General features: G+C 35.8%; 12 protein-coding genes and 1 pseudogene. 8 read left to right on the forward strand and 5 right to left on the reverse strand.

Annotated elements, in window-relative coordinates:
- The first annotated feature begins 25 nt into the window (after positions 1-25).
- The 3 genes from D9782_RS08605 (at position 26) to D9782_RS08615 (ending at position 3,743) form a co-directional block, all read left to right on the forward strand.
- Positions 26-613: a PepSY domain-containing protein gene (locus D9782_RS08605; RefSeq protein WP_026680336.1), complete on the forward strand. Its 588-nt coding sequence runs from the start codon at positions 26-28 to the stop codon at positions 611-613.
- 349 nt (positions 614-962) lie between these two features.
- Positions 963-1,502 carry a PepSY domain-containing protein gene (locus D9782_RS08610; RefSeq protein WP_026680337.1) on the forward strand — a complete coding sequence of 180 codons (540 nt, stop codon included), beginning with the start codon at positions 963-965 and terminating at the stop codon, positions 1,500-1,502.
- Positions 1,503-1,865: 363 nt separating this feature from the next.
- On the forward strand, positions 1,866-3,743 hold the full coding sequence (locus D9782_RS08615) for an IS1182 family transposase (RefSeq protein WP_240455830.1): 1,878 nt from the start codon (positions 1,866-1,868) through the stop codon (positions 3,741-3,743).
- Here D9782_RS08615 and D9782_RS08620 read toward each other — a convergent pair.
- From D9782_RS08620 to phnD, 5 genes and pseudogenes are all read right to left on the reverse strand, one after another.
- Positions 3,705-5,111: pseudogene (locus D9782_RS08620) on the reverse strand (bifunctional UDP-sugar hydrolase/5'-nucleotidase); the annotation flags it as partial. The gene D9782_RS08615 and the pseudogene D9782_RS08620 overlap by 39 nt on opposite strands.
- Positions 5,112-5,183: 72 nt before the next feature.
- Positions 5,184-5,984 carry a phosphonate ABC transporter, permease protein PhnE gene (phnE, locus tag D9782_RS08625; protein ID WP_121604530.1) on the reverse strand — a complete coding sequence of 267 codons (801 nt, stop codon included), beginning with the start codon at positions 5,982-5,984 and terminating at the stop codon, positions 5,184-5,186.
- Complete coding sequence (phnE, locus tag D9782_RS08630; RefSeq protein ID WP_026680340.1) at positions 5,984-6,793, reverse strand: phosphonate ABC transporter, permease protein PhnE; 810 nt, start codon at positions 6,791-6,793, stop codon at positions 5,984-5,986. The genes phnE (D9782_RS08625) and phnE (D9782_RS08630) overlap by 1 nt, the downstream gene beginning before the upstream one ends.
- Entirely contained in the window at positions 6,790-7,566 is a 777-nt protein-coding gene (gene phnC, locus D9782_RS08635) for a phosphonate ABC transporter ATP-binding protein (protein ID WP_121604531.1), read from the reverse strand. The genes phnE (D9782_RS08630) and phnC overlap by 4 nt, the downstream gene beginning before the upstream one ends.
- A gap of 110 nt (positions 7,567-7,676) precedes the next feature.
- Positions 7,677-8,609, reverse strand: a complete 933-nt coding sequence (phnD, locus tag D9782_RS08640) for a phosphate/phosphite/phosphonate ABC transporter substrate-binding protein (RefSeq protein ID WP_121604532.1) — start codon at positions 8,607-8,609, stop codon at positions 7,677-7,679.
- A 213-nt stretch (positions 8,610-8,822) separates the two neighbouring features.
- On the opposite strand from phnD, the gene D9782_RS08645 reads away from it, so the two are divergent.
- The 5 genes from D9782_RS08645 to D9782_RS08665 all read left to right on the forward strand — a co-directional run bounded on the left by D9782_RS08645 (position 8,823) and on the right by D9782_RS08665 (position 12,839).
- Positions 8,823-9,722, forward strand: coding sequence for a diacylglycerol/lipid kinase family protein (locus D9782_RS08645; RefSeq protein WP_121604533.1), 900 nt, complete (start codon positions 8,823-8,825; stop codon positions 9,720-9,722).
- A gap of 454 nt (positions 9,723-10,176) precedes the next feature.
- A complete protein-coding gene (locus D9782_RS08650; protein ID WP_026680344.1) occupies positions 10,177-10,635 on the forward strand; it encodes a MarR family winged helix-turn-helix transcriptional regulator in 459 nt (152 codons plus the stop codon).
- Positions 10,636-11,129: 494 nt separating this feature from the next.
- Positions 11,130-11,423, forward strand: a complete 294-nt coding sequence (locus D9782_RS08655) for a glutaredoxin domain-containing protein (RefSeq protein ID WP_026680345.1) — start codon at positions 11,130-11,132, stop codon at positions 11,421-11,423.
- A 75-nt stretch (positions 11,424-11,498) separates the two neighbouring features.
- Entirely contained in the window at positions 11,499-11,921 is a 423-nt protein-coding gene (locus tag D9782_RS08660) for a YppG family protein (protein WP_051388271.1), read from the forward strand.
- A 213-nt stretch (positions 11,922-12,134) separates the two neighbouring features.
- The gene (locus D9782_RS08665; protein WP_026680346.1) at positions 12,135-12,839 is read left to right on the forward strand and encodes an alpha/beta hydrolase; all 705 of its coding nucleotides are present in this window, start codon (positions 12,135-12,137) and stop codon (positions 12,837-12,839) included.
- Positions 12,840-12,862: the final 23 nt, after the last annotated feature.

Raw genomic sequence — 12,862 nt, forward strand, 5'->3', positions numbered from 1 at the left:
CTTTGGGAAGTAAGGAGGGGTGAACTTGAATAAGAAAGTAAGTACCATTATAGCTAGTATTGTAGCGATTAGCCTGCTAAGCTTGGGTATATTTTATTTTAGCATTAGATCATCTGGTGCAGAAATTTCTAAATTAGAAGCAGAAAACATAATAACATCACAATATCCGGGAAGTATTCATGGTGAAGTAGAAAAAGATGAAACACATGGTTATTTTCACGCAATTATTGATCATAAAGGTAAAGCCTACGATATTCAAATAGATGAAAATACTGGAAAAGTATTAAATTTAAAAGAGCTGAGTATCTCTGTTGACGATGATTCTACCCATGAGTCTAAAGAGAAGAAAGAAAAGGAACAAAAAGCGGATTCCAATAATGATAAGGAAAATCAGCAGTCAGAAAAAGAAGTTATTATTACTAAAGCTAAAGCGCGAGCACTTGCTTTAGAGCAATTTGAAGGAACCATTGAAGAATTAGAACTTGATGAAGATGATGGTCGGATGGTTTATGAGGTGCAATTAGTTAAAGGAGAAGACGAGGCTGATATTACCATTGATGCATTTACAGGTGAAGTTATTTATAAAGATATAGAAAGAGATAATGATGATTAAGTGGATTCCGCATATAACTGACAGTAAGACCCCACTGATTGAAGTTTCACTTTGAGCTATTCAGAAACTGTCGAGGCGTTGCCTCGGCAGTTATTCTTTAAAACGCCATTACTTTTCATACACCCATGCTTTATTATTTTTGCATGAAAAGGGGAATGGAGAGCATCCTGAATCAGAAAAGACTTTCTCACCATCTTTTGTTTTTCTTAACAGATTAATGATTACATGTAATTATGTGCTACGTTAAAATAGATTTATTTTTTCTCATTAAATTCTAATGTTATTCACACGGTCTTCTTATTCTTAATGGTTATGATATAACTAACAAGAAATGAGGAGGAATAATAAAATGAAAAAAACATTTAGTATTGTAATAGGAACACTTATAGGAGCTACGATTTTTGGAACAGGCATTTATCACTCACAAGCTGATGAAGCAAATCCAAAAATAAATAGTGATCAGGTTCGTCAAATGGTTGAGGAGCAGTATTCTGGAACGATTACTGAATTAGAATTGGAAAAGGATTTGGATAAAGCGGTGTATGAAGTAGAAGTAAAAGAAAAGAATATTGAGCATGATATTAAGCTAGACGCTAACACAGGAGAAGTACTACACGAAAGCTCCACAGAAAGAAAAGACGATGATTTGCAGGATGATTCATCCGTTCAATTAGATAAGGAAGCTATCATTGGTGTTGACAAAGCGAAAGAAATTGCTAAACAAAACTTTGATGGTAACGTAATAAGCATTGAGCTAGATGAGGATGACAATCAGCTAGTATATGAAGTTGAATTAAGAAATGGTAAGAAAGAAGCAGACTTTGAACTTGATGCAAAGAACGGTGATATTATAGAAATGGACATTGATACAGAAGACGATGACGATTAAATAAAGTGAAATTTCCATCCGGCTTTTACTGAAACAAATACGTACAAAGGCTTCATTCGCCACGTCCTGTGGTAACGCCTTTGTGACCTACTTCCATGTAGGCCCGAACCAATCGGACATTTACTGGCAGTTGATTCCCTGTAACCATATAGGTTTCACTTTATTGCATAAAATGGGGATATTACTGCCAGTTATAGGCGGGATAAAAAGGGGCTGGGACAAAACCCAGTAACTGAAAAAAGTGGTACGCCAATTTAGGGCGTATCACTTTTTTTACTTTTTTCAATATTTATATACGCAAAAAGGATACCTTCTGATAAAGTTAAAGTAACTACACAAAAACTTAGAAAAGAGGTATCCTTTATGTTTAAACATTATACCATGAATCAAGTCGTTTTGCCTTTAGATTTTGAAATGAAATTACAAGAAAATGATATCGCCTATGCGGTTAACCATATTGTAGAACATATCCCAGAGGAATCATTTGTGGGATTTTTGCGTGAAACAGGTTGTCCTGCATACCATCCACGCATGATGATGAAGATTATCTTATGTGCCTATACACAGTCTGTTTTTTCTGGCAGAAAAATAGAGGGATTAATCAAAGACAGTGTACGTATGATGTGGTTAGCACAAGGCTATGAACCAAGTTATCGTACCATTAATCGTTTTCGTGTTCATTCCGAAGTAAAAGAATTATTACGTCAGTGTTTTGTCTTATTTCGTTGTCAACTTGTTGAAGAGAAGGCGATTGAAGAAGAGGCTATTTTTATTGATGGTACGAAAATAGAGGCAAATGCCAATAAGTTTACCTTTGTATGGAAAAAATCCATTGAAAAATACAGCACCGATTTAATAGAGAAGTCGAATCAAATGTATGAGGAATTACTGGAAAAAGAAATTATTCCTGAAATAGAAAGGGAAAGTTCCGATGAACTTTCAAAGGAAGAACTCAGTGAAGTGGTTAAAAAGCTAGATGAAAAAGTAGAAAAATATGATAAAGCAATCGAAGAAAGCAAAGAAGCAAAAGAACGCAAACAACTTCGTTCCGAACGAAAAGAACCCAAGCAATACCGTAAACAATTCCAAGATTTTGAAGCTCGTAAACACAAATATCAAAAAGATATGGCAATCTTAGGCGATCGCAATAGTTATTCTAAGACAGATCATGATGCCACTTTTATGCGAATGAAAGATGACTATATGAAAAATGGTCAACTTAAAGCAGGTTATAATGTACAAATTGCGACCGAAGGTCAATACACATTAGCCTACGATGTATTTCCAAATCCTACGGATACTCGCACGTTTATTCCTTTTCTCGATAGTATTGAAGATAGGTACTTTCAATTGCCCGAGCATATTGTCGCCGACGCAGGTTACGGTAGTGAACAAAATTACAGTAATGTACTTCATAGAAAAAGAACGCCACTGATTACTTATAATTCCTATCGGATGGAAAAGAAAAAGAAATATAAAACAAATCCTTTCCATGTATCCAACTGGGACTACGATTCAGACGGAGACTTTTTTACTTGTCCAAATGGAAAGAAAGTACCTTTTCAATATCTATCGAATCGAACAGATAAAGCCGGATTTAAACGAACCTTTCGTGTCTATGAATGTGAAGATTGTTCGGGATGTCCATTACGCGTTCATTGTACCAAAGCAAAAGGGAATCGAAAGATTTATTACAATGCTCAATGGGAACAGCAAAAAGCATATATAAGAGAGCAGCTTTCAAAAGAAGAAACAGGAAAAATCTATGGTAAACGAAAAATAGATGTAGAACCTGTCTTCGGATTTTTGAAGGCCAATTTGCGTTTCACTCGAATGTCGGTGAGAGGCAATTCGAAAGTGGAAAATGAATTAGGATTTGCCTTTATGGCGGTGAACTTAAGAAAGTACACCGCCATAACACAAAATTCATGTATTTATGATAATGAAAAAGATTCCAGCTATCTATTTTTGATAACTGGAATCTCTTTTTTACTTCTCCAGGCTAGTTATGTCCCAGCCCCTTTTTACTGGCTTCACTTTAAAATTATCTGTTTTCGTTGCTTTTACAGTATGATATCTTTCAAAATACTCACGAATAATTTCAACGGCATCTTTTTGAATTTCTTTTATGATCGGTTTATTGGTAAACATCGTATAATCGCCTCCACCAGATGCACGATAGTTATTGAGGACGACTGGATATTTTTTAGTATCCGCTACAGGCTGATTATGATAGGTTAGCCCTTCTATTCTTTGTCCTATAGGCATTGATACATTAATGGTATAATGGATGCCTTCCCACATATCATAGTTATAATGCTGAGGTTTTGGATGTTCAAAAACTGGATTTACAGTAACAATTCCTTGGTCATCGAGAATAAAATATTCTGCGCTTTTTTCTAGCGCTGCTTTAATATCTTTTCCAGTTAATTCTAAAACAACTAATGTATTAGGGTACATATAATTAGAAACGATATCACGCATGGTTACAGTTGATGAAAAGCCAGTGGACTCGTTATTTAATAAAGAGGTTACGGATATGTCTGCTCCACTTGCTTCCATTTGTACCTTTTGAATAAACTCTATAAATGGATGTTTGTTTATCCTAGCATGAAATGGTTCATCAATTGTCATATCACCTTCTATGTAGCCAATTGGCTGATCAAGCCATTTTTGCGTCGACTCCTCGAGAAAAGCCATGTTACTCATAATCTCTTTATCATCACGTATGTGCTCTAGCGGTCTTATAAAGGCTTTTTTATTGCGAATACACCAATGATTTGCTACTTTTTCAAGGTTTATCTCTACTTCACCATAAGCAGCTGCATTATTTCCTGGTTGAACAACAAGTACATCATTTATTCTTCCTGTTATTTTTCGATGTTGATGTCCTGTTAATAAAATATCAATACCTTCAATTTCACACATGTCATAGCCTTGATTCTCTCCTGTTAAGCTTTCAGTAGGTTCGCCAGTCTCCAAATCCTTTTCAAATCCGCCATGATAACATACGATAAGGATATCTGGTTGTTCTTTTTGCTGTATGTAGGGAACCCATTCTTTTAATGTATTAAGTGCATCCTTGAATAAAATACCTTTAATATGATCAGCAGATTCCCAGTTCGGAATATAATGTGTCGTAATTCCTATAATGGCGACTTTGATATCATTAGCAAAAGTCTTTATTGTGTATGGGGGTCCATATTTTGGGCGCCCTGTTTCTTTATCAATAATATTAGCGGAAAGCCAAGGAAAGTTGGATTGATTAATAGCATCTGCCAAGATGTTACTGCCAAAATTAAATTCATGATTGCCGATAACACCCGCATCTATATTAATCGTATTCATCGTTTTTATCATTGGGTTTTCTTTGTCGGTATGTTGTTTAACATAATGCGTCATTAGGGGGGTTCCCTGAATCAAATCGCCATTATCTAATACAATAACGTGATCTGATTTTTTTCGAGTCTGTTTTACGACAGTCGCATATTTAGCAAGTCCAAGATTTGCTTTCTCATTCGTTCCATAATGAATTGGCATAACATGTCCATGTACATCACTTGTATATAAAATGGTGAGTTTCGCTGTGTTGTTTTGCAAAGTGAGCATCCTTTCTCTATTAACTTAATTCAAATGAAAAGAAGCTGTCCCGCAGGATTCCTGAGGGACAAATACGAGCGTTTATACAATTTTTCTACGAATTCTTGCTGAAATAAAATCAATGATGGTAACGACAATGATGATAGCTAGCAAAATTAAGCCCATTTCATTCCAATTTCGATTATTAGCAGCAAAGATGATCATTGTCCCAATCCCACCAGCACCGACTATCCCTAATATGGAAGACGCACGAATATCGATTTCAAATCGATAAATCGCATAGGACAAAAATTCAGGAATAATTTGTGGGAGAACACCATAAAAAAGAATTTGAATTTTATTTGCGCCATTTGCTTCCATTGCTTCAACAACCTTCATATCAATCGCTTCAATTACTTCTGAGTACAGTTTTCCTAACATTCCGGTTGAACCAATTGCAATAGCCAGTACACCAGCAAATGCATTTGGTCCTACGGCTACTACAAACAAGATAGCGAGGATTATATCAGGGAATGCACGTACTGCCGATAGAATCCATTTTCCAATTGTTGCTAGGATTTTACTCCCTGTCATATTTTGCGCTGCTAGAAAGCCTAATGGAATGGCAAGAATTGCGGCCATAAATGATCCAGCAAATGCGATTAGCACAGTTTCCGCTATTTTTACCCCAACTTCACCAACTGCTGTCCAATCGGGGGAAAATAGCTTTGGAATAACACGATCAAAATTACTGATAACCCGTTCCAACGCACGTCCCCAATCAATATCGATCCCTACGAATGTCCAGACATATAGAGCGATGACGAAAAGCGCAATTATGATTCGTTTTAATCGTTTCCATATCGATTTTTCTTGCTTTGGAGGTAATGAATAATTTTCCATTATATCAATGCCTCCCTTAATTTATTACTTATATATTCAATGACAATAACAACAACAAATATTAAGATGATAATTGCCATGGCGTTTTGATAATTATAAAACCCTAACTGCTGATCTAGTACTAGCCCAATCCCACCAGCACCAACTAAACCTAATACTACAGATGCACGGATATTAATCTCGAACACATATAGGACGAATGAAGTGAATTGTGGTAGAACCTGTGGTACTAGTCCAAAAAAGATTACTTGATACACATTGCCTCCAGAAGCCCGCATTGCCTCTAAAGGATTCATATCAACAGATTCAATCGTTTCACTAATTAATTTCGCTAGAATGCCTAAAGAAAAAATAAATAAAGCTAAAATTCCGGGTAATACCCCAATTCCAAATAGGCCAACAAAAATTACTGCAAGTACAAGGTCAGGTATTGTTCTTAAAATATTTAATAATGTCCTAGTTAGATAATATAACGGTTTAAACGTTGTTACATTTTGAGCTGAAAGGATGGCAAGGGGGACAGTTAATATTGCCGCCGCTGTTGTAGCAATAATTGCCATCTGAATCGTTTGTGCCATTTCTCCCCAAACTTTCGGAATGACCTCTAAATTGGGAGGGAAGAATTTTTCGATGACAACAAGCATATTACCTAATGCGTCACCAAGACCACCAACCATTTCCCGTTGTGTCCAAACCATACTAAACAAGTAAAAGCCTAGAACAATAAAGAAAATAATGGTTATTTGCACTTTCGTTTTCACTGGATAAAGCGCTGGTGTCTTACCACCACCTGTTGTATTCTTTGTCACGATTGATCTGCCCCCCCACGCAAGTCATCCTCACGTATAGAGCGACCATAAATTTCTTCGAAGGTCTGCTCAGACACTTCAGAAACGGGTCCGTCAAATACTACTTCACCTGCTCGCATACCAATAATACGATCAGCATATTCCATTGCCATATCAATAAAATGCAGGTTTACAATCGTTGTAATGTTATCTTCTTTATTTATCTTCTTCAAGTATGTCATTACTTGATGAGAAGTGGGTGGATCAAGGGATGCAACAGGTTCATCTGCCAGAATATAATGTGGTTTTTGGGTAAGTACTCGGGCAATACTCACTCGCTGCTGTTGCCCCCCACTTAATTCATCTGCTCGGCTATAAATTTTTTCATCAATGTTAACCCGTTTTAGACTTTCATATGCTAATCCAATATCCTCTTTTTTATAGAGGTTCAAGATCGAACGTAACGTGCCAGTATGGCCTAGTCGACCTGCTAGGACATTTTTAAGCACATTTGTCCGTTTGACCAAGTTATAGTTTTGAAAGATCATGCCAACTTTCGTACGTAGTTGACGTAAGTCACTGCTACGGTAATCTAATATATTTTCATTATCAACCAATAATGAACCGCTAGTGGGTGTGACAAGGCGGTTTATGCTCCTTATAAATGTTGATTTCCCTGCACCTGATAGACCAACAATAACGACGAACTCACCGTCGTTAATGGTTACATTAATATTTTTCAAGCCTTTTGTACCATTTGGGTAGATAAGCCCAACGTCTTTAAATTGAATCATTGTATGTATTTCCCCCATAACAAACTTAGATTGTTCGGTAATCTTCTGAACTAGGAAAAAAAGGGAGAGATTGTGCTCCCCCTTTTTATTATTCAATTTACACTATCAATCTATAGTTCAATATCATCTTTGAATTTTTGGTATGTTTCTTTAACGATTTCATATTCTTCGTCTGTTGCCTCATCAATTGCATCCCAATTATAAACATCATTCATAATTTTTATCATTTCTTTATCTTCATTAAAGGAAAGGAAAGTTTCTTTAATTTCATGTACTAATTCATCATCTAGTTCTTTGGTGACAGAAATCGTATCGTTCGGGATTTCTTCAGTATAGTCAAGTACTTTTAATTTATCCATAACATCTGGATATTCTTCTTCTAGCTCCGTGCGTACATCATCAAAAGTTGTTGCCACATCTGCATCTCCTTCATAAACAGCGATTGCAGCACTATCGTGACCGCCGGCAGAAGTAGTTGCACTAAAGAAATCACTTTCCAGTTCAGGACCAGAAGCATAATCAAATTCTTGCATTAATTGATATGCAGGGAAAAGATATCCAGAAGTAGAGCCTTTATCTGCATATGCCCAAACTTTATTCTCTAAGTCTGCCAATGAGTTGATATCTGAATCAGAACGAACTAGATATTGTGCTTTATATGTACCGGAGCCGTATCGAATAGATTTTAAGATTACTTCCACGTCATATTGTTCATTTGCTAAAACATAGCCAAACGCTGGTATAAAGCCAATATGTACCTGATTTGCACCCATCGCTTCAACCAAAGCGTTGTAATTTGTCATTACTTCACCTTTTACTTCTATACCTAATTCTTCGCTCAAACGCTTTGCTAAAGGTTCAACGGTATCAGCAATCGTATCCGAATCCTGTGATGGAACGAACCCCATTACTAATGTCTCTGGTTTACTGTTACCTTCGCTACTTTTGTCCCCATTACTATCTTTGGATTCATCAGAGCTTCCACATGCTGCTAGTACAATTGCCAAAAATAAGACTAAAAATAGACTAAGCCACTTTTTCATCTTGACCCTCCTAAAAAATTAAAATGTACACTTTAATTAAATACTATTTAGGACAAAAATGCTAGGTTGATTTCAAAAAAATTCTACAAATTTACAAATTCATTACAAAGTGTGGTTTATCGAATGCTGTAAATAAGGATATACTTGTACCGGAATAGGTTTCTTTTATCCTAGAGAAGGTAATAAATAGGTATAGAGGAGTGGAGAAATGTCATGTCAACATTTCAAAAGGCACTATTCTTATATAATGGTAATGCTGGTGGTGATGTAATAGAAGATAAGCTAGCCCAAACCATACCTATACTATCGCAGGCAATTAAGCAGCTTACTGTTATCCAAACCAATTCTGTCGAGGATGCTAAACGCACATGTGAAATGTATGCGAAGCAAGTAGAACTTATTATTATTCTTGGAGGCGATGGTACTGTACACGCATGTATAAATAAGATTGCTTCTTTGAAGGAGCGGCCAATTCTTGCAGTCTTGCCAGGCGGTACGTCAAATGATTTTAGTAGGATGATGCTGATGCCGCAAAGTTTGGAGGAAGCAGCACAAACGATCCCTGAAGGTACAATAATGGATATTGATATCGGAAAGGCAGACGAACGTTACTTTTTGAATTTTTGGGGCGTGGGGCTAGTAACGGAGACATCAAAAAATATTGATCCAAATCAAAAGAAAAATTTTGGTGTTCTTAGTTATTTTATGAGTACAATTAAAACGGTTAGTCAGGCGAAAAGCTTCACATATAATATAACTACGAGACAAGATAGCTATAATGGGGAAGCTGTTATGATATTAGTATTAAATGGCAAGTTTATCGGAACAAGGGAACTTCCAATTACATCGATACATCCTTCTGATGGCTTACTTGATGTCTTAATTGTGAAAAACTCTAACTTAGCTTCATTTCGAGAGTTATTATCGATGAACAATCCAGAAATGGATACAGACAACTTAAGGGAAGTCACATACTTCCAAACGGATTATTTAGAGGTGTATACAGAGGAGGAAAAAGAAGTGGATACCGATGGGGAAATAGCAGCTGGTACTCCTTCAACCATTGAGGTAGTACCATCACACCTGAAAATGATATGTGGATCTGTAAAATAAAAAAATGAATTTGATTTTTACACAATTCCGAATAAGCAATTGTCAGCTTGTAGAGACACCCCTGTTTTCATAAGCTTTTTTTGATTGGGAAATTATGGTATTCGTCGTTTTCATCGAATAGACTCGCACCTAACACAACTTGAATAGGTGCAGGTAATCATCTTTATGTTTTGGCAAGCTACCCCTGAGTAATGCTTGTTCTCACATATTTTCTTCTCCGCACAAACGATAATAACGTAGCATGCAGTTCTTTTGAAAATTTCTCCTAAGAAATTGTGTTTTTTGAATCCTTTTAAGTGGATGATGCGTAGGAATAGGGAAAAATATCCAACAAACCAATCGTTATGGATAGTGTAAGTATTGTAGTGACAAAGACGTTCGCTTAATTTACAAAATGACGAAGGAACTATGCTATCATACGTTTAATTATGGATTCGGAAAGGGAGGAGAGGGAATGATCATAGATCGTACATTAAAAGAAAAAAAGGAAGACACCTCTCTAAAGTTATTCGTTGTATTATCAAAAGCGTATCGAACAATTATGGAACAAGTAGAAGCAGATATTCAACGTAGAGGGCTTAATTTAACAGATTTTGCAGTATTGGAATTACTGTATCATAAGGGAGGGCAACCATTAAAAAATATTGGCGAGAAAATATTGCTAACAAGTGGCAGTATTACATATGTTGTCAATAAATTAGAGAAGAAGAGTTATTTAAAACGAATTCCAAACCCGGATGATCGTCGCGTTACATTTGCAGAGATTACGGAGAAGGGAGCCGATTTATTGCAAACGATCTTTCCAGGACATTGGGAAAGAATCGAAGAGATAACAAATGGACTAAATGTAGCGGAGAAAGAGATAGCAATAGAGCTATTAAAAAAGCTAGGTACGTCCATTCGTACATTATAGGATTACTTTCAAGAAATAACTTATAGGGTGTGATAAATGTCACAGCCTTTAATAGAAAAATATGGTAATATTCAAATGGGATGTGGGATCCCTGCTCTTTAAAATGAATAGACAAGCGATATATGCTTGGCAATGAAGAAGCAAAATATTTATCTCAATAGAAGATATATGTTTTGCTTTTTCCCATATAGGAAACAGTATTGCTGTAACCTATATATTGTATGGATTGAAGGTTTCTAAAAGGAGATGTTGTGCGTGGAGATTAAATTAAAACCTACTACTAGGTATGTTGTAATCCTAGAAGTAGGTTTATTTTATCCCGCCTATAATCGTTTAAAAAGGGTGACTTTCTTCTATTCGAATGACAGTGTAAGAAATAGTACCTAAATTATGTAAATGAATTGTAATGTTTTTAACATAATTCAGTTTGTGTTACTCTATTGCTGGGTATTATACAATTAGAAATCTTAGTTGCTTTAAAGGAGGTTTGTGCTATGGAAGAATCAGATGTGCTCGTTTATATAAGCAGTGACTGTAAAGAATGTGAAAATCTTTTGAAACATTTAAAGGAATGGGATATCTCTTTTCGTACAAAAAATGTTAACGAGAATAGCAATTATATGAAAGAACTGCAAGAGAAGGGTATATACGGTACTCCAGCAACCTTTATTAAAGAAGAAAGTGAACCAATTTTAGGTTTCCAAAAAAATAAAATTAAATATCGTTTGGGTTTAGAAAATACAGGTATATCACATTATAGTTCCTTATTTGAGGGGTATCGAAAGTAGTATCGGTATCAGTCACACACCTTTCGTAATTGCATAAGCTATTGTAAAAGAAGAATTAGAGAAGGTGTGTGTCAAATGTATAATCGGCCTTATTTTGATCATGTATATAATCATTATGATGGCCAGCGTAATTATCCCTATCCTCAACCAACTTCCCACTATATGAACATTGATCCCGAGCAACAAAACTTTCATCAAACGATTCAGCAAAGTTTTCAATCTTATTATCCCCAAACCCCTTATGACTATTTTACTAAACCGCAACAACCTATGAGCTGGCCAGGTATTAAATCCCAAGCATCACAGCCGAATTTTCAACAAGAGATGCATAATATGCATGCTCCAGAAAACAGTGGGCAAGCACAGCAACCAGGTGAAGCAGGGCAACAATTAGACTTAGATAAAATGTTATCAACGGTAGGTCAATTAGCAAACACGTATCATCAAGTATCGCCAATCGTAAAACAGTTCGGTTCATTAATAAAGGCATTTAGATAATTGATGGCTAAAAAGCTGATGTTAGCCACATCAGCTTTTTCTGTCAACCGTTTTAAGGTCAAGCTGTAAGCTATTTTGTAGGAGTAACGAAATTGCTTTTGTTAAAAATTAGAAATCATGGGAGTAAAAATCACACGGTATCTCGAAGAAGTTTGTAATAATCTAACGAATGATCGGGTATACGAAAGGTAGGACTTGAAGAGGAGAATATAAATGATAGCATGTTTGGTTATTCATGGATATACAGGAGGTCCCTATGAGGTTGAACCTTTAGCCAACTATTTGCAAGAAAATACGAATTGGCATGTGGAGGTACCGACGTTACCAGGACATGGAAGAAAATTAAACTTAAAGAATGTTTCACATAAGAAATGGATAAAGGCAGCTGAGAATAGCTTGCTGCAGTTAAAGGCAAAGTTTGAGACGATTTACCTTATTGGTTTTTCTATGGGGGGAATGATAGCTGCTTATTTAGCAGCTAAATATAACGTCAATAAACTTGTCCTTCTAGCTACATCAGGGAAATATTTATCCTTTAAACAAATTGGATTAGACGTTGCTGGTGTATTAACAGATGCTATGAAGGGGAACTTAAGAAAAAACAAATTGTATCAAAATTATCGAAAAAAAATAGGAGCAGTGCCGTTAAAATCGAATATTGAATTTCTTAAATTGGTGAAATTTACACGTCGTTACTTAAGAAAAATTGATTCACCAGTACTTATTGCACAAGGCCAGCAGGATGGGATGGTCCCATATAAAACTGCATATTACTTAAATAAAGAAATTACTTCTAAACGAAAAGAGGTTGTCTTTTTTGAACGATCTAGGCACTTAATATGTCTAGGAGATGATAAGGATACACTGAACCAGATGGTGTTTTCTTTCCTTACGAAAGAACCAGTATCGAATGAATAGGCGGTAGTAATATCATTTTAACA

The sequence above is a fragment of the Virgibacillus sp. Bac332 genome (assembly GCF_003667785.1).
Taxonomy (GTDB): Bacteria; Bacillota; Bacilli; order Bacillales; family Amphibacillaceae; genus Virgibacillus; species Virgibacillus salarius.